Annotated in this window: 17 protein-coding genes; 5 read left to right on the forward strand and 12 right to left on the reverse strand. The window is 66.4% G+C overall.

What is annotated here, in order from left to right; all coding sequences use genetic code 11:
* Window positions 1–24: 24 nt before the first annotated feature.
* The 10 genes from hslU to ACV7NL_RS09065 form a co-directional block, all read right to left on the reverse strand.
* A complete protein-coding gene (gene hslU / locus ACV7NL_RS09020) occupies window positions 25–1,338 on the reverse strand; it encodes an ATP-dependent protease ATPase subunit HslU (protein WP_463355456.1) in 1,314 nt (437 codons plus the stop codon).
* Complete coding sequence (locus tag ACV7NL_RS09025) at window positions 1,338–2,408, reverse strand: hypothetical protein (protein WP_463355457.1); 1,071 nt, start codon at window positions 2,406–2,408, stop codon at window positions 1,338–1,340. Before ACV7NL_RS09025 ends, hslU begins: the two co-directional genes overlap by 1 nt.
* A gap of 171 nt (window positions 2,409–2,579) precedes the next feature.
* Window positions 2,580–4,244 (reverse strand): methyl-accepting chemotaxis protein, encoded by a 1,665-nt coding sequence (locus tag ACV7NL_RS09030; RefSeq protein ID WP_463355458.1) that lies wholly within the window; start codon window positions 4,242–4,244, stop codon window positions 2,580–2,582.
* Window positions 4,245–4,328: 84 nt separating this feature from the next.
* The gene (gene hslV / locus ACV7NL_RS09035) at window positions 4,329–4,865 is read right to left on the reverse strand and encodes an ATP-dependent protease subunit HslV (protein ID WP_056478689.1); all 537 of its coding nucleotides are present in this window, start codon (window positions 4,863–4,865) and stop codon (window positions 4,329–4,331) included.
* 97 nt (window positions 4,866–4,962) lie between these two features.
* Window positions 4,963–6,084 (reverse strand): ATP-dependent DNA helicase, encoded by a 1,122-nt coding sequence (locus ACV7NL_RS09040; protein ID WP_247636716.1) that lies wholly within the window; start codon window positions 6,082–6,084, stop codon window positions 4,963–4,965.
* Window positions 6,084–6,671, reverse strand: a complete 588-nt coding sequence (locus ACV7NL_RS09045; RefSeq protein WP_463355459.1) for a suppressor of fused domain protein — start codon at window positions 6,669–6,671, stop codon at window positions 6,084–6,086. Before ACV7NL_RS09045 ends, ACV7NL_RS09040 begins: the two co-directional genes overlap by 1 nt.
* Window positions 6,668–7,594 (reverse strand): oxygen-dependent coproporphyrinogen oxidase, encoded by a 927-nt coding sequence (hemF, locus tag ACV7NL_RS09050; RefSeq protein ID WP_056480033.1) that lies wholly within the window; start codon window positions 7,592–7,594, stop codon window positions 6,668–6,670. The genes ACV7NL_RS09045 and hemF overlap by 4 nt, the downstream gene beginning before the upstream one ends.
* A 50-nt stretch (window positions 7,595–7,644) precedes the next feature.
* Entirely contained in the window at window positions 7,645–7,914 is a 270-nt protein-coding gene (locus tag ACV7NL_RS09055) for a YiaA/YiaB family inner membrane protein (protein ID WP_056189740.1), read from the reverse strand.
* Window positions 7,915–8,177: 263 nt separating this feature from the next.
* Entirely contained in the window at window positions 8,178–8,867 is a 690-nt protein-coding gene (locus ACV7NL_RS09060) for a PspA/IM30 family protein (protein WP_463355460.1), read from the reverse strand.
* A gap of 84 nt (window positions 8,868–8,951) precedes the next feature.
* Window positions 8,952–9,419, reverse strand: a complete 468-nt coding sequence (locus ACV7NL_RS09065) for a tRNA (cytidine(34)-2'-O)-methyltransferase (protein ID WP_463355461.1) — start codon at window positions 9,417–9,419, stop codon at window positions 8,952–8,954.
* Window positions 9,420–9,523: 104 nt separating this feature from the next.
* Here ACV7NL_RS09065 and ACV7NL_RS09070 point away from each other — a divergent pair, with 104 nt between their 5' ends.
* The 5 genes from ACV7NL_RS09070 to ACV7NL_RS09090 all read left to right on the forward strand — a co-directional run bounded on the left by ACV7NL_RS09070 (window position 9,524) and on the right by ACV7NL_RS09090 (window position 16,755).
* On the forward strand, window positions 9,524–11,395 hold the full coding sequence (locus ACV7NL_RS09070) for an ABC transporter ATP-binding protein (RefSeq protein ID WP_463355462.1): 1,872 nt from the start codon (window positions 9,524–9,526) through the stop codon (window positions 11,393–11,395).
* Window positions 11,396–11,717: 322 nt separating this feature from the next.
* On the forward strand, window positions 11,718–11,927 hold the full coding sequence (locus ACV7NL_RS09075; protein WP_056189755.1) for a hypothetical protein: 210 nt from the start codon (window positions 11,718–11,720) through the stop codon (window positions 11,925–11,927).
* A 272-nt stretch (window positions 11,928–12,199) separates the two neighbouring features.
* A complete protein-coding gene (locus ACV7NL_RS09080; protein ID WP_463355463.1) occupies window positions 12,200–14,095 on the forward strand; it encodes a right-handed parallel beta-helix repeat-containing protein in 1,896 nt (631 codons plus the stop codon).
* 325 nt (window positions 14,096–14,420) lie between these two features.
* Entirely contained in the window at window positions 14,421–15,767 is a 1,347-nt protein-coding gene (locus tag ACV7NL_RS09085) for a UDP-glucose dehydrogenase family protein (RefSeq protein WP_056480037.1), read from the forward strand.
* A gap of 22 nt (window positions 15,768–15,789) precedes the next feature.
* Window positions 15,790–16,755 carry a UDP-glucuronic acid decarboxylase family protein gene (locus tag ACV7NL_RS09090; protein WP_056478706.1) on the forward strand — a complete coding sequence of 322 codons (966 nt, stop codon included), beginning with the start codon at window positions 15,790–15,792 and terminating at the stop codon, window positions 16,753–16,755.
* A gap of 19 nt (window positions 16,756–16,774) precedes the next feature.
* On the opposite strand, the gene ACV7NL_RS09095 is transcribed toward ACV7NL_RS09090, so the two are convergent.
* Both ACV7NL_RS09095 and ACV7NL_RS09100 read right to left on the reverse strand, forming a co-directional pair.
* Window positions 16,775–18,886, reverse strand: a complete 2,112-nt coding sequence (locus ACV7NL_RS09095) for a GumC family protein (RefSeq protein ID WP_463355464.1) — start codon at window positions 18,884–18,886, stop codon at window positions 16,775–16,777.
* Between the two features lie 155 nt (window positions 18,887–19,041).
* Window positions 19,042–20,421, reverse strand: coding sequence for an O-antigen ligase family protein (locus ACV7NL_RS09100; protein WP_463355465.1), 1,380 nt, complete (start codon window positions 20,419–20,421; stop codon window positions 19,042–19,044).
* Window positions 20,422–20,498 lie beyond the last annotated feature (77 nt).

A 20,498-nucleotide genomic window follows, 5' to 3' on the forward strand; every position in this document is an offset into this window, starting at 1 on the left:
TGACGGCTTTCCGCGAGCCTGCCGCTACAGAATAAACCGGCTCAGATCCGCGTTCGCCGCCAGGCTCTCCACCCGCGACCGCACGTACTCGGCATCGATCGGCACGGTCTCGCCGGAGCGGTCGGTGGCCGTGAAGGAGATCTCGTCGATGACGCGCTCCAGCACGGTCTGGAGGCGGCGGGCGCCGATATTCTCCACCGAGTTGTTCACGTCGACGGCGACGCGGGCGAGCGCATCCACCGCGTCCTCGCTGAATTCGAGGGTGACGCCCTCGGTCTGCATCAGCGCCACGGTCTGCTTCAGCAGGCTCGCCTCCGTCGAGGTCAGGATCTGGCGGAAATCCTCGACCGTCAGCGGTTGCAGCTCGACCCGGATCGGCAGGCGGCCCTGCAGCTCCGGCAACAGGTCGGACGGCTTGGAGACGTGGAACGCGCCGCTGGCGATGAACAGGATGTGGTCGGTTTTCACCGGTCCGTGCTTCGTCGCGACCGTGGTGCCCTCGATGAGGGGCAGCAGATCGCGCTGCACCCCCTCGCGGGAGACGTCGGCCGAGGAGCGCCCTTCCTTGGCGCAGATCTTGTCGATCTCGTCGAGGAAGACGATGCCGTTGTCCTCGACCTCGCTGATCGCTTCCTGGGTCAGGGATTCGGCATCCACGAGCTTGTCGGATTCCTCGGCCAGCAGCGGGGCGTAGGCGTCCTTCACCGTCATCCGGCGCGGCTTGCCCTTCTGGCCGCCGAGCGCCTTGCCGAGCATGTCTCCGAGATTGACCGCGCCCATGGAGGCCCCCGGCATGCCGGGAATCTCGAACATCGGCAGGCCGCCCGGCGATCCGCCGGCCAGTTCGATCTCGACCTCCTTGTCGTCCAGCTCGCTCGCCCGCAGCTTCTTGCGGAAGCTGTCGCGGGTGGCCTGGTTCGCGGTCGGGCCGACCAGGGCGTCGAGGATGCGGGCCTCGGCGGCCGCCTCGGCCTTGGCCTTCACCGAGCGGCGCTTCTCCTCGCGCTTGAGGCCGATGCCGACCTCCACGAGGTCGCGTACGATCTGCTCCACGTCGCGGCCGACATAGCCGACTTCGGTGAACTTGGTGGCCTCGATCTTGAGGAAGGGCGCGCCGGCGAGGCGCGCGAGGCGTCGGGCGATCTCGGTCTTGCCGCAGCCCGTGGGGCCGATCATCAGGATGTTCTTCGGCGCGACCTCCTCGCGCAGGGGGCCGGTGAGCTGCTGCCGGCGCCAGCGGTTGCGCAGCGCGATGGCGACGGCGCGCTTGGCGTCGCCCTGTCCGACGATGAAACGGTCGAGTTCCGAGACGATCTCGCGGGGAGAGAAGGTGGTCATCACGCTCCGATCGGATGAGGCAGCCGGACTGCCAGGGGGCGGGGGAGGGCGCGCAGCAGGAGGGCGCGCAAGGGGTGCCATCCGGCGCTGAGCGCCAGGATGAAGGCCCCCAGCGTGAGCAGGCTCAGCGGGATCGTGCTGCCGGCGAACCCGGCGTCCCGCACCAGCGACCCGAGGGCGATCCCGGCATAGACGAGGCCGGAGACCAGCAGCGCGCGCCGGTCCACCGCGAGGGCGATGCCGGCGAGGCCGAGCACGATCGCCAGCACGCCGAGGGTCGCCGCCTGTCCGCCGCCGGCGGTCAGGTTGCCCAGGATCGGATGCACGATCAGGGGCGCGGCCAGGAGGTGGAGCCAGAAGGCGATATCGGTGCGGCGGGTGACGCGGGCCGGGTCGGAGAGGTCGAACCGCATGGCCAGGGCGAAGACGCCGAGGCCGGCAACGATGAACAGGCCATTGTGCGCCGCCAGGGTCAGATCCGGCGCAACGGCGAGCAGAACTCCGAAGAGAAGGGCGCAGAGCGACGCCGCACCCGCCGCCACGGTGATCGGCACGGCGAAGCGCCGATAATGCAAGGTCACCAGCGCGAGGGTCGCGAGCCCGCTGCCGATCAGCGGGGCCGGGCCGAGGCGGTCGGCCGTCATCAGGTCGAACAGCGTCGGCCAGCTCGACCCGGCAAGGCCGGAACCGGCGAGCCCGAAGGCCACCGACGATTGTACCGCCAGGGCGAACAGGACCAGCAGCACGATGCTGGGCAGGGCCATGCGGCGACGGAGGGTGAAGAATTCGGCAAGGCCCCAGGCCAGGACGGCGATCAGGGCATAGCCCGCGGCCGGACCCAGCGCCGACAGTCCGAAATGCGCGCAGGCGCCGAGGAACAGGAACAGCCCGAGGGTGACGAAGATGTCGGCGAAGCCCGAGACGAAGCGCAGGCGCTCGTCGTCGCGCGGCTCTTCGAGGCCGTGTGGGAGCATCGCACCCGACCGGGCCAGGCGATCGAGAGCGTTCGCCTGCACATCGGTGATGATGCCCTCGGCCACGGCGCGGCGGAGGTGGTCGATGGTGATCACGACGGAACCTCGCGGAGGGTCGCCCGGCGATGAGCAAGGGCGATGCCGCGTCGGGCAGGAAAGGGGTCGGGCTGGCGCACGGTCCGGACTTAAGCGCCCGGCGCCGTGCTTTCCAGTCGTGCCCGCCCCCTCATCGCGGTTCGATCGTCCGAGTCCGGTTGTTCCGGCGTCTCACGCGGCGCGGATCGACCCGACGAAGTGCGTGACCTCGGCGTCGAGGGTGTTCGAACGGCGGGCGAGTTCGGCCGCCGAGGCGAGGACCTGGGCGGCCCCGGCCCCGACCTCCACCGCCGCGCCCTGGACCTCCGCCATGGTCTGGGTCACGTCCTGGGTGCCCCGCGCGGCGTCGCTGACGCTGCGGGCGATCTCCTGGGTGGCGACCTGCTGCTCCTCCACCGCTGCCGCGACGCCGACCGCGATGCTGTGCACGCTGCCGATGGTGGTGCCGATCTCGCGGATCGCCTCCACGGTCTCGCGGGTGGCGGCCTGGATCATGGTGATCTGGGCGGTGATCTCGTCGGTGGCCTTGGCGGTCTGAGCCGCCAGTGTCTTCACCTCGGAGGCGACCACGGCGAAGCCACGGCCCGACTCGCCCGCGCGGGCGGCCTCGATGGTGGCGTTCAGCGCCAGCAGATTGGTCTGGCCGGCAATGCTGGAGATCAGCGCCACCACGTCGCCGATGCGGGCGGCGCCCTGGGCCAGGGCCTCGACCCGGGTGTTGGTCAGACGGGTGCTCTCGACGGCGTTGGCCGCGGCGGCGGAGGTCTGGCTCACCTGATGGCCGATCTCGTTGGCGGTGGCGGCCAGTTCCTCGGTAGCGGCGGCGACCGCCTGAACGTTCTGCGCGGTGTCCTCGGCGGCCTGCATCACCGCCGCCGACTGGCGGTTGGTGCGCTCGGCATTGGCCGACATGGCCCGGGCGGTCTCTTCCATCTCGGCTGCGGCGTTCGAGAGGTTGCCCACCAGGGCGCCGACGCTGCCCTGGAACCGGTCGGCGAGTTCGCTGCGCTCGGCGCGGCGGCGGGTGGAGGCGAGGCCGGCCGCTTCGTCCCGGGTCTGGCGCAGGGCCTCGGCCTCGCGCATCGAGTGGGCGAAGACCTGCATGCTCGACCAGATCGCGCCGATCTCGTCCCGGCTCGGCTTGACCGGCGGCAGATCGAGGTCGCCCCCGGACAGGCGCCGGATCGCCGCCGTGACGCTGGCGAGCGGCGCTGCGATCTGGTGATGTCCGATCAGGCCGCCAAGCACGAGGCTCGCCAGGGTGCCGCCGATGGCCAGCGCGAACAGGAGGGTCAGGCGGTTGGCGTAGAGGGCGTCGGTGGCGGCGTCGATGGCCGTGACCTGCACCTGGCCGCTCGCCACCAGCACGTCGATCGAATCCTGGAAGGCCTGCCGGTTGGCCCGGTTGGCCTCGTTGAAGCCCTGCTCGGCCGCAGCCGCAGGGGCGACCTCGGTGCCGAGGCGGGCGATCTCCTGGCGCAGGGTCGTGAAGGTGGCGGCGCCCTGGACGACGCGCTCGAACTGCGCCCGCTCCTCCGCCGGAATGCGGCCGCCCCACTCGGTGAGCAGGCGGTTCATGGCCGTCAGATTCTGGCGCAGCCGATCGGCGTATTTCCGCGCATCGGCCGTATCCTTGGCGGCGTAGACGCCCCGGGATTCGAGAACGACGTTGGTGACGAGGCGGTTGACGTTGGCGGCGTCGAGGGCGCGGCGGGCCGCCATCCGGGACTCTTCCATCGCCCCGTTGAAGGCCGAAAGGGTGCTGATCCCGATCCCGGCGACCAGCAGAGTGATCGCCCCGCAAGAGAGAACGAACAACAGAATCTTCGTCTTCATCGTCATTTTCAAGAACCTGCCCCAACCTTGCACCCAAGGTGCTAGGCAGGTTCCTGAAAACTTCCGTTAACGTGTGGCGCTTGGTTAGTTTTCAGACGTTTCCAGCGTCTCGATCACGAGACTGCCATTGGTATAGACACAGATTTCAGCCGCGATCCGCATGGCGCGGCGCACAATTTCTTCGGCGTCGTGGCTGCTGTCTTCGAGCGCGCGCGCGGCGGACAGGGCGTAATTGCCACCTGAGCCGATCGCCATGACCCCGCTCTCCGGCTCAAGCACGTCGCCGGCGCCCGAGAGCAGCAGGCTGACCTCCTTGTCGGCGACCAGCATCATGGCCTCGAGGCGGCGCAGGTAGCGGTCCGTGCGCCAGTCCTTGGTCAGCTCGACGCAGGCCCGGGTGAGCTGGCCCGGATATTGTTCCAGCTTGGCCTCCAGCCGCTCGAACAGGGTGAAGGCGTCGGCGGTCGCGCCCGCGAAGCCGCCGATCACCGCGCCCTTGGCCAGCCGCCGGACCTTGCGGGCATTGCCCTTGACGATGGTCTGGCCGAGGCTGACCTGCCCGTCGCCGCCGATCACCACCCGGCCGCCCTTGCGGACCATGAGGATCGTGGTGGCGTGCATCTGCGGCGGGCCGTTCTGATCGTGCGCCAAGGCGGGCTCCTGAATTCGGTTGTGTGGGGAGGCAGGTAGGCGCGCCCGGGCCCGAATGCCACCGGGCCTACATCACCACGGTGATGCGCCGCGCCGCCCGGGTCAGCCCCGTATAGAGCCAGCGCGCCCGGTGCTCGCGGAAGGCGAAGGATTCGTCGAAGAGGACCACGTCGTCCCACTGCGAGCCCTGCGCCTTGTGGACCGTGAGGGCGTAGCCGTAGGTGAACTCGTCGGTCTCGCGCTTCAGGAAGGCCGGGATCTCCTCCTCGGAGCCCGACATCACGGCCTTGAGGACCTTGATGTCGACCGGGCGGCGCCGCAGGGCCGGATCGTCCTCCGGCACCACGTCGAGGCGCACCGTGTCGGAGCGTGGCGAGGAACGCTGGGCATGCACCGTCCAGGTCGAGCCGTTGAGCAGGCCCTTGGTGCGGTCGTTGCGCAGGCAGACCAGCTTTTCGCCCACCGCCGGCATCGGGTCGGTGTGGCCGGCCAGCTCGCGCAGACGGTTGTTGTAGAGCCGCCGGGTCTTGTTCATGCCCACCAGCACCTGGTCGGCCTGCAACACCACGGCCGGATCGATCGACCGGCGCGAGACGATGCGGCTCTCGCCGTAATCGCCGAGGCTGAGGCGCCCGCCCTCGCGCACCGTCATGGCCATGCGGACGATCGGGTCGTCGGCGGCCTGCCGGTGGACGTCGGTGAGCATCACGTCGGGCTCGGCTTCCGTGAAGAAGCCGCCGCCGCGCACCGGTGGCAGCTGGGCCGGGTCGCCGAGCACCAGCACCGGCTTGTCGAAGGACAGGAGGTCGTTGCCGAGGTCGGAATCCACCATCGAGCACTCGTCGATGATGATGAGTTCGGCCTTCGAGACCGGCCCGGTGCGGTTCAGGGTGAAGGCGGGGCCGCCCTCCTCGGTTTCCTTGGTGCGATAGATCAGGCTGTGGATCGTCGCCGCGTCGTGGCAGCCCTTCTGGCGCATCACGGAGGCGGCCTTGCCGGTGAAGGCCCCGAACACCACCGTGCCCTCGACATCGTCGGCGATGCGCCGGGCCAGGGTGGTCTTGCCGGTGCCGGCATAGCCGAACAGGCGAAACACCTGCTGGCCGCTCGATTTGCGCCACTCCGCGATCGCCTTCAGGGCGGCGTCCTGCTGGGGGGCGAAGCGGGTCGGCAGATCGGTCTCGGCCATCAGAACACCGAGGCCCGGCCAAGGTCGTACAGATCGGTGCCGCGCCCATCGAACACGTCCTCCAGGGCATCGCCGCCGGATTCCTGCGCGAAGGCGTACTCGGCTTCCGAGATCGGTACCGCCTGGAGGAAGGCGAGGCCCGTGTCGAGCGCGGGAAGCGCCTGCAGACGGGCCTCGAACGCCACCGGCGGCACGAACAGCACATGCGCGAGGAGGGTCGACAGGCCGGTGCCCGCGAGGACGCCCGGGAAGACGATGCCGGGGGCGAGGAACCAGCGCCCGTTGATCACCTGGAAGGCGCAGGCCGCCAGGACGCGCGCGAAATCCGGGTCGGTGCCGACGCCGAGGATCTCGCAGCGCCCGGGAAACTCTGCGCCGTCCTGGTAGAGCGGATGATTGGCCAGGGTCACCGTCGCGCCGGCGGTGAGGCCGGGGCGGGGCGCCTCGCGGCAGATCAGGATGTCGACGTGGCTGCGCCCGGCCTCGTCGGCGTGGCGGGCGACGGAGGGGCGCCCCCCGAAGGCCCCAGCCAGCATCCGGGCCACGGCGCGGTTGGTCTCCGTGATGTCCGCCGGAGGGGCGCTCACGGCCAGCGCACCGTCGGGGGCAGCGACGACAGGATCGAGGCGACGTTGCCGCCGGTCTTCAGGCCGAAGATCGTACCGCGGTCGTAGAGCAGGTTGAACTCGACGTAGCGCCCGCGTCGGACCTGCTGCTCCAGCCGGTCCTGCTCGGTCCAGGGCGTCCCCATATTGGCGCGCACGATGGCCGGGTAGGCCTTCAGGAAGGCGCCGCCGACGTCGCGGGTGAAAGCAAGATCGGCCTGGGGGTCGCCGGTCCAGTGGTAATCGTAGAAGATGCCGCCGATGCCCCGCGGCTCGTTGCGGTGCTTGAGGTGGAAGTACTCCTCGCACCAGGCCTTGTAGCGGGCGTAGTCGGCGGCGGGCGCATGCGCGTCGCAGGCTTCCTTCATGGCCGCGTGGAAGGTGACCGAATCGGGATCGTCCTGTGTCCGTCGCCGATCGAGCACCGGGGTCAGGTCGGCGCCGCCGCCGAACCACGTCTTGGTGGTCACCACGAAGCGGGTGTTCATGTGCACGGTCGGAACGTTCGGGTTCCACGGATGCGCGATCAGCGAGATGCCGGTGGCGAAGAAGCGCGGGTCCTCGGCCGCGCCCGGCATCTGGGCACGGAACTCCGGAGCGAACTCCCCGTGCACGGCCGAGACGTGGACGCCGGCCTTCTCGAACACGCGGCCCTTGATCATCGCCATGGTGCCGCCGCCACCCGGCGCGCCGGTGTGGTCGGTGCGCTGCCAGGGGGTCTTCTCGAAGCGTCCCGGCGCGGTCGGGGCATCGGGATGGAACGGCCCGGTCGCCTCGGCTTCGATCGCCTCGAGGGCGGTCACGATCCGGTCGCGCAGGGTGGTGAACCAGGCCGTCGCCGCGCCCTTGAGGGCGTCGCGCTCAGCCTCGGGCAGGGGCGGGACGTTGGAATCTGGCATCGACATGCGGGGGATGTCCCATCCCGCCGCCCGCCCGTCAATTCGCCAGATCGCCATCAATCCTTGACGGACATCAGCAGCCGCTCCGTCTTGGCGTCCTCGATGCGGTTGACCATGCGTCGACCCTCGTGGACGTCGCGGAGGGTCTTGGTGGCGGTGATGCAGGACTGCACCAGCATGATCGTGCCCATGGCGAGGTAGCCCTTGATCCAGATGTCGATGGGCATGAACAGGATGCCGAGGCTCACCATCGCGGCGGAGCCGATGAACGACGCGTAGGTGAAGGCAACCCAGGCGCCGGAATGCTGCGTGGTCTCGTTGGTCATGATGATGTTCCTTGGAGAGGACGTCGTTTCGGGAGGCAGGAAAAGCGGATTTCAGGGCGGGTACGACGAAGGTCGCCGCGCTTCCCATTTCCTGCTGTGCCGGGCGATTCTCAGCGTGCCGGATATTCTTGCGGTGCCGAGAGACCGCAGCAGACGTTTGGGGGCGTCGACCATCCCGCCACGCTTTGTCGTTCGGGAACCGCGCCGCGGAGCCCGAGATCGTGAAACACGGGTGGTGCCAGACAACGCGCTGTCGGAGGACGTCAGCCCGCGTGGGCTCGGGCCGCCTCGGCCCTCGAGCGCAGGCGGTCGAGGATCGCCGACGGGCTCGGGCGGGTGCTCGGGCCAAAGCCCGCGCGCTCCATCCGTGCGGCCATGTCGATCCCGGGCTCGACCGCCCGCAAGGCCGCCTCGGTGTCCTCGGCCTCCGCCTGGAGGGTGCGCAGGCGCGCCAGCGTCGCCTCCGCTTCGGTCAGGGTGGCGCGGTCCTGCGGCGCGGAGGCGACCCGCAGGCGCCGGGCGGTCTCGGCCGCGGCGGCGAGGCGCCGGCCTCGTTCCAGCTCAGCCTGCCGCCGCGTGGCGTCGGCCACCACGGCGCGGATGCGGGCCATTTCGACGGCGAACCGGGTCCGGGCTGCGCGGATGGCGTCGCGCTCCGATTCGAGTTCGGCGATCACCTCGGCGGCTTCCCCCGCGAGGTCGTCGCGTCCCGCATGGAGCGCCGCCACGGCGCGGGTTTCCAGGTCGGCGGCGCGGGTCTCGACCGCGGCGAGGCGTCGTTCCTCGGCCCGGTCCCCGGCCATCGAGGCCGCCAGGGCCTGCCGGCTGCGTTCCAGGGCCGCCCGGGTCTCACGGATCTGCTGGTCCAGGATCAGGAGGGCGTTGCGGTCGAAAAGGTCCTCTTCGGCCTTGGCGGCGGCGCCGCGGGCGAGGGTGCGAAACAGTCTGAGCATGATGGCCTCCGGGTGCGGGGACGCTGTCCACCACCCGGATGTCGCACGGTTTGAACAGCGTTCAAGTGCGGTATTGCACGCCGTTCAATATGCCGTTTGAAAGCCGTCGGTCTGGCGCAGGGCTTCCCCGAGGATCATGGCGGCGCACACCGCGACGTTGAGCGAGCGCAGGTCCGGACGGATCGGCACCACGACCCGCGCGTCGGCGGCCGCGTGGACCGCATCGGGCACCCCCGCCGATTCCCGGCCCATCAGCAGGCAGTCGCCGGTCCGGTAGGCGAAGTCGGTATAGGGCAGGGCCCCCTGGGTCGTGGCGAGAACGAGCCGGATGTTCTCGGCCCGGCGCCAATCCGAAAACGCCTGCCACGAGCGGTGGCGGGTCACCGCCACGTGGTCGAGGTAGTCCAGCCCCGAGCGGCGCAGGTGCCGGTCGGAGACGTCGAAGCCGGCCGGCTCGATGATCTCGACGGTGGCCCCGAGGCAGGCGGCCATGCGCAGGAGGGTGCCGGTGTTCTGCGGGATGTCGGGTTGGTACAGGGCGAGGCGGAGCATGGTGGCGGACACATCGAGCGGATTGGGCCGTGCGGCATCGCCCCCCGGTTGGCAGGCGGTCAAGACGGCTTAGCTAAGGAGCGCTGCAACGACCGGATGATCTCATGTTTCTCGATTGGCTCGAACGCCGAATCGACACCTTCGCGCCGTTCGACGACGGGCGCATGCCGCCGAAGACGGTGATGGGCTTCGCCGGGTTCTACCTGCGCCCGGTCCGGTCGGCGCTGATCGTCTTGTTCGTGGTGGCGATCGTGGCCGGGACCGTCGAGGCCTCGCTCTACATCTTGATGGGCTGGTTCATCGACCTCCTGAACAAGGCGGACCGCGCCACCCTCTGGCAGGAGCACGGCACTGCTCTGATGCTGGCGGCCGGTCTTCTGATCGTGGTCCGGCCGATCACCATCTGGCTGCACGAGATCCTGTCGAACCAGCTCCTAGTGCCGCAATCCACCAACCAGATTCGCTGGCGCACCCACCTCTACACCCTCGGGCACTCGCTCTCGTATTTCCAGGCGGATTTCGCCGGGCGCCTCGCCAACCGAGTGGTGCAGGTCGGACCGGCTGTCCGCGAACTCGCCGTCGTGTTCATCGACACGCTGCTCTACGTGGCGATCTACGCTGTCACGGCGGTCGGCCTGTTCGGCTCGATCTCCCTGTGGCTCGCGCTCCCGGTGGTGGTGTGGATCGCCGCCTACGCCCTGCTGACCCGCTGGTTCGTGCCCCGCGCCCGCGCCCGATCGCTGGTCACCGCCGACACCCGCTCGGCCCTGATCGGGCGCATCGTCGACAGCTACACCAACATCCTGACGGTCAAGCTCTTCGCCCGCGATCGCGAGGAGCGGGCGGCGGTGCGCGACGCCGTCGACATCCACACCAAGGCCTACCTGCACCAGTTCCGGCTGGTGAGCAGCACCACGACCCTGCTCGGCCTCCTCAACAGCCTGTTGATCCTGTCGACGGCCGCCGTCTGCGTGGTCCTGTGGCAGCGCGGCGGCATGACCACCGGCGAGGCCTCGGCCGGCCTCGCCCTGGTGCTGCGCCTGATGGCGATGTCGGGCTGGGTCATGCAGACCGTGCGCGGCATCTTCGAGAATGTCGGCGTGATCCAGGAGAGCATGCAGACCATCGCGCGCCCGCACGCCATCACCGACCGGCCCGATGCCGGGACCTTGGCGGTCGCCGGCGGCGATATCCGCTTCGACAAGGTCGGCTTCCACTACGGCCGCGACGATGCCTCGATCATCGAGAACCTGAACCTGCATATCCGGGCGGGCGAGAAGGTCGGGCTCGTCGGCGTCAGCGGCGCCGGCAAGACCACCATCACCTCCCTGCTCCTGCGCCTGCACGACCTGGAGAGCGGTCGCATCCTGGTGGACGGGCAGGACATCGCAGGCGTCACGCAAGCCTCGCTGCGCAGCGCCATCGCGATGGTGACCCAGGATACATCGCTGCTGCACCGCTCCATCCGCGACAACATCGCGTATGGCCGCCCCGATGCCACGATGGCGGAGGTGGAGCGCGCCGCGCGGCTGGCCCAGGCCGACGGCTTCATCCGCGACCTCGTCGATCACAAGGGTCGCACCGGCTACGACGCCCAGGTTGGAGAGCGTGGCGTCAAGCTCTCGGGCGGCCAGCGTCAGCGCATCGCCATCGCCCGGGTGATCCTGAAGGACGCCCCGATCCTGATTCTCGACGAGGCGACCTCTGCCCTCGACTCGCAGGTGGAGGCGGCGATTCAGGAAAGCCTCGACACCCTGATGCAGGGCAAGACGGTGCTGGCCATCGCCCATCGGCTCTCGACCATCGCGGCCCTGGACCGGCTGATCGTCCTCGATGCCGGCCGCATCATCGAGGAAGGCACCCATGCCGAATTGATCGCCGGCGGCGGTCTCTATGCCCGCCTGTGGGAGCGCCAGTCCGGCGGTTTCCTCGGTGACGGTGCGACGGCTCGGACCTACGAGGCCGCTGCGGAATAGGGTTGCGGCTTGGCAGGCGCCCCATTGGAATCAGGTCTCGAGGCCGGCGTGCTGCGTCGCACATCGGTTCAGCCCTGAATGGCGCCGCATTGCGCTTTTCCGTTCAAGTGGGCGGCATCGGGGCGGAAATAACGCGTGTGCGTGGAGAGGGTTAGCGGGGATATGCTCAGAGGTTAATCAAACGCTGCCTGTTTCATGCCCACTCTGCATGGCAGCCCATCCGCATCCTCCCTCGTGCTGCGCTGCGGCAAAGCCTACATTCCGGTCATGGCGACGGGATCACACAGACCCGCCGCACCGACACGTTTGGACGTTCTCTCTCATGGTACACGCAATCCTCACCCATCTCCTGTCCTCCTGGAAGGAGAGCGCATCTGTTCGTCAGATCGCCGATCTTACCGACCAGCAATTCGCCGATATCGGCGGTGAGCGCCTCGACAGCCGCCTGCTCGACAAGGCCCGCCGTCATCGGGCGCGCGAGACCGGACACTTCCACAAGTCGGTGGGTGTGTTCTCCTACCCGACCGCCTAAACTGCCTCGCTGCCGCATCCTCCCGGTGCGGCAACGGGCAGGGGCGGGGGTGGAGATTGAGATCCTGGTGGCGATATGGCGCCGGTCTTCCTCGTCGTCGATGGGCGCTGCTGGCGATCGTCGGCTCCTGCCTGGTCTCGTCGTCCAGCCTCGTCTCGCCGGCCTGCGCCGCCGATCCCCTCGTCATCACGGTCGACCCTCAAGCCGTCGGAACGCCGCCGAAGCGAGCAGTCGACCAGGTCCGGGTCGCCAGTCTTCCCGAGGCAGTGGCCTTGCGCCGACGCTGGCGCCGCGCCGATCCGCGTCAAGCGATTTCGATCGCGCTCGCTCCGGGCGTTCATCGTCTGTCCGAGCCGGTCCGGTTCGGCCGCGAAGATAGCGGCACAGCCGCGATTCCCCTGGTGGTATACGGAGCCGCAGACGGTTCGACGCGCCTCGTCGGATCCGTTCCGCTCGTGCCTGCGCCGGACGGAATTCCCCGTGACCTCGACGCGACCCTCTTGGTCGACCGAGGGGCGAAATTGCGTGTCTATCGCCTGCCCGCCTCGGTCACCGGCCAGCGCATCCAGGAGCCCCGCACCCTCGCGCGGCGCGATGCCCCGGTCCACCTCGCGCTGTTCGATCGCGCCGGTGCCCTGTGGCCGGCGCGCTGGCCGAACACCGGCTGGGCCAGGACCGCGTCCGGCGTAAGTGTCTCGTCTCACAACGAAAATAAGGCCAGTTTCGCCCTGGCGGACGGCCGCTCCGCGCGCTGGCGGCGCGAGCCGGAGCTCTGGGCCGAGGGCTACTGGCGCTGGAACTGGCTGTTCGAAACCTTTCCGGTCGCCGCCGTGGCACCCGACCACCTCACCCTGGAGGCCACACCCTACGAGGGCATCGCCTCGGGCGCCCGCTTCCGGATCGTCCACGCCCTCAGCGAACTCGACGCGCCCGGCGAGTGGTGGCGCGACGCCGGCTGGGGCGTCGTCCTTCTCTGGCCGCGCGATCCCTCCGACGCCGTCGAGGTGGCCATTACCGACACCCTGCTGAGCGTGGAAGGCGCGTCACATCTCCGTATCCAGGCCCTGACCCTGGAACAGGCTCAGGGCGATCTGGTTCGGATCAGCGATGCGTCCGACGTGGTCATTTCCGGCTCACGGTTGCGGCGGTCCGCCGGTCGGGCCCTGTCAATTGAGCGATCGACCGCCAGCGGCCTCGAACGCAGCACCGTTGCGGAAACCGGAATTGGCGGCGTCCGTCTGTCGGGTGGCGATCGACCCAGCCTGATTCCGGCCGGGCTCTTCGTCCGGGATTGTCGCATCAGCGATTACGCCCAGTCGGCGCGAACTCAAAGCCCGGCGATCATGGTCGATGGCGTGGGTCAGACCGTCCAGGGCAACTACATTCACGATACCGACGAGTACGCGATTCATTTGCGCGGTAACGAACACCGAGTCGCCTGGAACGAGATCACTCGTATCCTTTCGGAATCAACGGATAGTGGAGCGATCTATTCGGGTCGCGACTGGTCCGCCCGGGGTTCGGTGATCGAGCACAACTACCTGCACGATATTCGCGCAGCACCGGGCTTCGAGATCAAGGGGATCTATCTCGACGATATGGCGAGCGGCATCACGATCCGGGACAACCTGTTCGTTCGGGTCGATCAGCCAATCTTCCTCGGCGGTGGTCGCGACAATCGCGTCAGCGAAAACCTTTTCGTGGATTCGAGCCCTGCGATCCACGTCGATGCACGCGGCCGGACCTGGGCCCAGGATGCAATCACGGACCCGCAATCGGAATTGCGGGCCGCCTACGCGGCGATGCCGGTCGGCGGGAAGCTGTGGCGTGAGCGCTATCCAGGTTTGGCGACGATCCTGGCTGACGATCCGGCCGCCGCTCGCAACAGCCTGACGGACAATGTCTTTCTCAACAGCGAGCCGTTCCGTTTTGGGGATTTGGCCCGTTCCGGCGAGCAGAACCTCACGCGCAACATCGGTCCAGCCGGCCTTCGCCTGGCGCCCCTGACACGCAGCGACGAACAGGTCGCTTCACGGAAAGAAAGCGTAAAGCGATTTGAAAACGTGCTGGATGCCACGAACGCCTTGGTGCGCCGGAGAGACTACGATCGGATGGAACGTTCGATCCTCCTCAAGCCCTTCGAAGACAATCGACCGGGTCACCCGTAGATTTCTCATTGTTCCCGGCCAATTTCGTGAATTTTTCCAAGCTACGATGGGACTAAGCGTAACATCGTTAGCGTATGTTGAAGCGTTCTTGGCGGCACCTGCTATCAATAGGGGCAGCGACGAACGATAGGCATGTCCGATTTTTGAATACTTGGCGAAGTCTCATTGAGATCACCCTGCCGCAGCATCCCGGCGGCCTTCATGGGCTGTTTCCGCGCCGCGCCGACCGATTCCGTGATGGATCATCGCATCCTGGGCTGCTAGGCGCCACGGATCGCGGAGACGTCGGTTGCCGGGCATGCGCACCGGCAAGGAAAGGCTTGTCATGCACATCGTGATGGTTGGGTCCGGCTATGTCGGCCTCGTCTCGGGCACCTGCTTTGCGGATTTTGGCCACCAGGTGACCTGCGTAGACAACGATGCGGGTAAGATTGATCTTCTGAATGCCGGGCGCATGCCGATCTATGAGCCGGGGCTGGAAGCCCTGGTGGCCGAGAATGTTCGTCATGGGCGACTGAGATTCTCGACCGATCTCGCCAGCGCAGTCGCTGCTGCGGACGCCGTGTTCATCGCTGTCGGTACGCCGTCCCGCCGCGGTGATGGCTTCGCTGATCTCTCCTACGTGCATGCCGCCGCGCGCGAGATCGCGCACGCGCTGAAGGGTTTCACCGTTGTGGTGACGAAGTCTACCGTGCCTGTCGGAACCGGCGATGAGGTGGAGCGCATCATCCGAAACGCCAGGCCCGACGCCGAAGTTGCGGTCGTCTCGAATCCGGAGTTCCTACGCGAAGGCGCCGCCATCGAGGACTTTAAGCGGCCCGACCGCATTGTTATCGGTGCAGACAGCGAACGCGGCGCGGCCATCATGGCTGAGATCTACCGCCCGCTCTATCTCAATCAGGCGCCAATCCTCTACACGGACCGGCGCACCGCGGAACTTACAAAGTACGCCGCGAACGCGTTCCTCGCCACCAAGATCACTTTTATCAACGAAATCGCCGATCTCTGCGAGCAGGTGGGGGCGAATGTTCAGCAAGTCGCCCGCGGCATCGGGCTTGATAACCGCATCGGCTCGAAATTTCTGCATGCAGGCCCCGGCTACGGTGGCTCATGCTTCCCAAAGGATACCCTCGCTCTTGTGAAGACGGCGCAGGACGCCGGCACCCCGGTTCGCCTCGTCGAGACGGTGGTCTCGGTGAACGACCAGCGCAAGCGCGCCATGGCCCGCAAAGTGATCCTCGCCTGCGGCGGATCGGTGCGTGAAAAGACGATTGCCATTTTGGGACTGACTTTCAAACCCAACACCGACGACATGCGCGATGCGCCTTCGCTCTCGATCATCACTGGCCTGCAAGACGGTGGCGCGAAGATTCGCGCCTATGATCCGGAGGGAATGGAAGCTTCTCGCGCGCTTCTGTCGAACGTCACCTACGCCGGGGACGCCTACGAATGTGCCACCGGGGCCGACGCAGTGGTGATCATTACCGAGTGGAATGCCTTCCGGGCGCTCGACTTCGTCCGCCTGCGCGCAGTGATGACTGCACCGGTGATGGTCGATCTGCGCAACGTTTATAAGGCCGAGGACCTTAAGCGCCGCGGTTTCCGCTACACCGGTGTTGGACAGGCGCACAGTCTGTCGCCGACCCCGGACGACGAACACGCCACCGTGTAATGCGAACAGGTTCGGGTCAGGCATGCGAGACGGCGAGACGAAGACGATTTTGGTCACTGGTGGGGCAGGTTTCCTGGGCTCCCATCTCTGTGAGCGCCTGCTGGAGCAGGGTCACGAAGTTCTCTGCGTCGACAATATGTTTACCGGATCACGTCGTAACATCGCTGCCCTGCTCGATCACCCGCGGTTCGAGTTCATGCGCCACGACGTGACGTTTCCGCTCTATGTCGAGGTCGACGAGATCTACAATCTCGCCTGCCCGGCCTCGCCGGTGCACTACCAATTCGATCCGGTCCAGACGGCCAAGACCAGCGTCATCGGCGCGATCAACATGTTAGGTCTCGCCAAACGTCTGAAGATCAAGATCTTTCAGGCGTCGACCAGCGAGGTTTACGGGGACCCTGAGGTCCATCCGCAGCCGGAGGAATATTGGGGTAAGGTCAATCCGATCGGATATCGGTCCTGCTACGATGAAGGCAAACGCTGCGCCGAGACGTTGTTTTTCGATTATCACCGCCAGCATAACCTCTCGATCAAGGTCGCACGCATCTTTAATACCTACGGGCCGCGCATGCATCCAAATGACGGCCGCGTGGTATCGAACCTTGTCGTGCAGGCCCTACGCAACGAGGACATCACCATCTACGGCGATGGCTCGCAAACCCGGGCATTCTGCTACGTCGACGATCTGATCGAGGGCTTTTTGCGCCTGATGCGAACCGATCCTGAAGTGACGGGGCCAATCAACCTCGGGAATCCCGGTGAGTTTTCGATCCGGGAACTCGCCGACCTCGTCATTGAATTGACTGGCTCCCGCTCTCGGATCGTTGCGCGCCCGCTGCCGCCCGACGATCCGCGCCAGCGCCGGCCGAACATCGATAAGGCCAAGGCCATCCTCGAGTGGGAGCCAACCGTCTCCCTGCGTGAAGGCTTGATGCGGACCATCGGCCACTTCGACCGCCATCTCGGAGCGAATGTGCCCGCCTGACAAGGGCACCCCAGTCCAATCAGTCCAGCGCCTCCGCGTCGGTGAGGACCATTCCGACGTATGGACGTCCGCCTATCGCTGCCAGAGCCTTGTCCAGGATCGCATAGCGACTCTCGCCGTTCCGGACGGTAACCAACACTGCCGTCACACGAGGGTCAGCCGCGAGCCGCTCCGCTGTGGCATCCGAGCCGATCAGTCCGGCATGGATCACGACGAGGTCGTAAGAGTCCTGAGCGCCCAGGATGCTGTCGACATAGACACGCATTTCGCTGCGTGCAGTCTGGCCGTCCTGCGGAATCAAGGCGAGGCCCGAGCTGTGCCGCACAAGGACATCCGAGAGGTCTGCGCGCTTTGGCATTGAAGTTCCGCCATGACGCGGCGGCAGACCAATTTCGCGGGTAACAGTACCGTCAGCCGATGCGTCGACGAGAAGCACCCGCTCGTTCTCGTGGGCAGCCGAGGCAGCGTAGTCGAGGGCCAGACGTGAGCGACCGACGATATCGTCGGCGGACGTCACCAGGATGACGTGCGGACGCTTGGCTGGCAGATCGCGGCGAAGACGGTTCCGCAGCCGGGTGATCGCTATCTCGTAAGGGCCGCCGCTGAGACGGTCCGTTCCATTCGCGATGCCGCGGCGAAGCGTCGGCAGGAGGCCGATCACGAGACGCTGCGTCCGCGCCTCAAGGCGCTTCCGGGACCGGACGCGTCCGCTGAACTGCTCGACCGTCAGGCTTCCGCCGATGCCAAGCCCCACGCCTGCAAGCAGGGCGGCCGCGAGGACGAGGGGTGCTGGCGGACCCTGGCGTCGGGTCGGCGGAAGAGCCGGAGAAATGATGCGTGAAGTTGAAGTGTCGAGCTGCTGCTGCTCTTGCAGCTCACGGGTGCGCACGAGAAAAGCTTCATAGACGCCCCGCCGGGCATCGACCTGTCGCTCTAACTCTCGCAGCTTTATGAAGCTGTCGCCGACGTTGAGGGCGTCCGCCTTGCGCTTCTCCAGGGCCTGCGAGAGTTCGACTACATTCGCCATGTTCGCTCGATATTCGTTACGAATCGCGGCGGCGATGCGCTTTACCTCGGCTTCGAGCTGGTTGCGGGCGCTACGTAGCTGCACGTCGGATGCGTTCATTGCCGGGTGCCGCTCGCCGAGGCTCGCCGCCGCATCGGCCCGCTGGCGCTCGACCTGTGCGAGTTGTCCGCGCAACTGGCCAATGGTCTGCGACTGGAGAACCTCCTGGATCGAATCCAGCTTGGCCGGATCGCTGCTGCTCACGCTTTCGATCTGGCGCAGCTTCGCCTGCTGCTCAGATGCTTTGGCCCGGGCAGCGCCGAGCTGATCACTCAACTGGCCAAGCTGCTGCTCGCTGACGAGTTGGGTCCGCGTGCCTACCAGATTGTTCTTGTTGCGGAACACCTGTGCAGCATTCTCGGCCTGCTGAACGCTGTCGCGCAGTTCTCCGAGACGGCTGTTCAGGCCCTCCCGAGCTCGCCGTATCGATTCGGACCGATTGCTGATTTCCGTCGAGAGGTAGGTCTCCGCAATACTCTGAGCAAGGCGGGCGGACTTTTCTCGGTCGTTGGTCGAAACGGAAACGTCGACGGCAAAGCTCCGTTCAAGGCGTCTGGCCGACATTCGGTCGCGCAAGGCTCGCAGGGCTGTGAGGGTCGGGTCGGATTCCGGCTCTGACGCTCGTCCTACCAGGTGCCCGACCCACGTCCGGAGTCGATCGATGGCGCTGGGCTCTACAAAGTCCTGATCGCTGGCAAGCTTCTGTGAAAGCACCACCCTGCGCAGGACGTCGTCCGACTGAAGCACGCGCAACTGACTATCGACCAGAAGCAGGGTCGATTCGTTCGCCTGACCTTGCGGATTGGCCTCGTCTTTCAGAACAGCGAGGCCACGTGGGTCGATGATGAGCTGGGTCGTTGCCGCGTACTGCGCCGGCAGCGCCAGATATCCAACCGCGAGAGCCGATAAAAGGAGAACCGGAAGGATTACGGTGACCCAGCGGCGGCGTAAAATACGGCCGACCTCGCTCATCTCCAGGAACCAGGGGAGGGGCGCGCTCGATACCTCGGTATCGGCACCGAAGTGCTTAAGGATTACGGGTGGGGCGCGTTCGATGACAGCCATGGACGCTTTCCGTTACGTAGTCGGCGGTGGGCAGGCCACCTGCTGGATAATATCCTGCACCGGGACACCGAGACCCAGCGAGTCCCGGTCTGATTGTTCGATCCGGCCGATTTCGGAACAAGTTGCGGCGGAAGCAGCCTGTGTTTGAAGTGCTTTCACGAAATGCGCCACGCGTTTGCGACCGCCGCTTCGGGACGCAGATCGGTCGAGATGGGTGCAGGCCGGTCGGCCCGACCATCCGGAGGCAGCTGAACGCGAATGAAGGCGAGCAGTCCCGCAAGCGCCAGAACATTGACGTTCCAGTCCTGGTAAATTCCAGGCGTGGTCATGCCGTTCAGCACCAGCATCAGCACGCATGATGCGACGAAGCGGCGTCCCCCCAGATCAAGCTTCATGCCCCAGGACAGCGTCGTGAACAGGACGACAAAGGAGAAGCCGAGGCCGATCATGCCCGTGCCGGCCCAGGCGCTGAGAAACATGTTGTGCGAACTCGTGATGAACACGTCTTCCCGGCCCAAGGTTTCAGCAAGTGTCGTAGTCGGGATCAGGAGCTGGATGAACCGGTCGCCGGCCGAGAATCCCGAACCTGCGAGCCGATCCTGCGTCGCAGCGATGAAGGTGGGCCAGAAGGTCGACCGTCCTGTACCATTCGCCAATTCGACAGCCGGCTTCTGCAGGATGGTGGCGAGGAGGTCGAGGAGAGCCGGGAATGCCGCAAGGTCGAGCATCAATAGGACGAAACCCGCGATGGCCGCGAGCGCTCCGAAAATACCGAAGTTACGCAGGACCACATGACGCGACGACATCAACATGGCCGGGCCGACTGCAACGAGTGCCCCCGTGCTGGCCGCCGACCCGGCGACGACGAAGCCAATAAGGGCCAGGCCAAGATAGGCGCCCCGCCGCCTTTGGGGCGGCCGGAAGATGACCAAGAAGCCCAGCATCGCACAAACGTATGGCATCATATTGTTTTTTGCTGCCGAGAAGATAGTTCCGTGCGCTAAACTCTCAAGGATGATCGGCAGTACAGCAGCGAGCCAAGATAGAATGATGATGGCCAAAATATCGGCGAAACGGTATTCAATATCGCTTCGATCGAATATTACAATCGAAGCGTGATAAAAGATCAGCAGCTCTACGCTACGATAAAGTGTATAGGGTGGTACAATCGACCAAGCTGTGCTCAGTCCGTCCATGCCGATCATGAGAGTAAAGGGAAGATAAGGCATCGCGAAGGGCAACAATGCGATGCGGCGGTCGAGACCGATCTTGCCAAGAAGGTAAAGCCCGGTGAGCCCAGTGAGCACCAGGGTGATGATGTTCGAAGCGCTGAGCCCTTCCTCCAGCACCGCGTTTCCGTCCTCGCGGGGGACCGTGAAAACGAGGGGCATGAAGGCGAAGGTGCAGACCAGCACCATTGGCAGGACAAGTCGGGCATCGAGCGGACGTACCGCCACCGCGAGGTTGCGGCGGGCAAGCGGATACAGCATCGTGAACCAAACTGGGATTGCCAGCACAAGAAACAGGTTCAGCAAACGTGTTCCTCCCTCGATGCTCGCGCAGATGCCGATCTCGACACTTCCCTCCAGAAGCGTTTCAGCGACGTGAATAG

Source organism: Methylobacterium sp. Ger2507 (assembly GCF_055231875.1).

Bases quoted from the DNA above. Each gene is read 5' to 3' on its own strand.
- hslU (WP_463355456.1), bottom strand. From the start codon at position 1,338: ATGACCACCTTCTCTCCCCGCGAGATCGTCTCGGAACTCGACCGTTTC.
- ACV7NL_RS09030 (WP_463355458.1), bottom strand. From the start codon at position 4,244: ATGAAGACGAAGATTCTGTTGTTCGTTCTCTCTTGCGGGGCGATCACT.
- hslV (WP_056478689.1), bottom strand. From the start codon at position 4,865: ATGCACGCCACCACGATCCTCATGGTCCGCAAGGGCGGCCGGGTGGTG.
- ACV7NL_RS09040 (WP_247636716.1), bottom strand. From the start codon at position 6,084: ATGGCCGAGACCGATCTGCCGACCCGCTTCGCCCCCCAGCAGGACGCC.
- hemF (WP_056480033.1), bottom strand. From the start codon at position 7,594: ATGTCGATGCCAGATTCCAACGTCCCGCCCCTGCCCGAGGCTGAGCGC.
- ACV7NL_RS09055 (WP_056189740.1), bottom strand. From the start codon at position 7,914: ATGACCAACGAGACCACGCAGCATTCCGGCGCCTGGGTTGCCTTCACC.
- ACV7NL_RS09060 (WP_463355460.1), bottom strand. From the start codon at position 8,867: ATGCTCAGACTGTTTCGCACCCTCGCCCGCGGCGCCGCCGCCAAGGCC.
- ACV7NL_RS09065 (WP_463355461.1), bottom strand. From the start codon at position 9,419: ATGCTCCGCCTCGCCCTGTACCAACCCGACATCCCGCAGAACACCGGC.
- ACV7NL_RS09070 (WP_463355462.1), top strand. From the start codon at position 9,524: ATGTTTCTCGATTGGCTCGAACGCCGAATCGACACCTTCGCGCCGTTC.
- ACV7NL_RS09075 (WP_056189755.1), top strand. From the start codon at position 11,718: ATGGTACACGCAATCCTCACCCATCTCCTGTCCTCCTGGAAGGAGAGC.
- ACV7NL_RS09085 (WP_056480037.1), top strand. From the start codon at position 14,421: ATGCACATCGTGATGGTTGGGTCCGGCTATGTCGGCCTCGTCTCGGGC.
- ACV7NL_RS09090 (WP_056478706.1), top strand. From the start codon at position 15,790: ATGCGAGACGGCGAGACGAAGACGATTTTGGTCACTGGTGGGGCAGGT.
- ACV7NL_RS09095 (WP_463355464.1), bottom strand. From the start codon at position 18,886: ATGGCTGTCATCGAACGCGCCCCACCCGTAATCCTTAAGCACTTCGGT.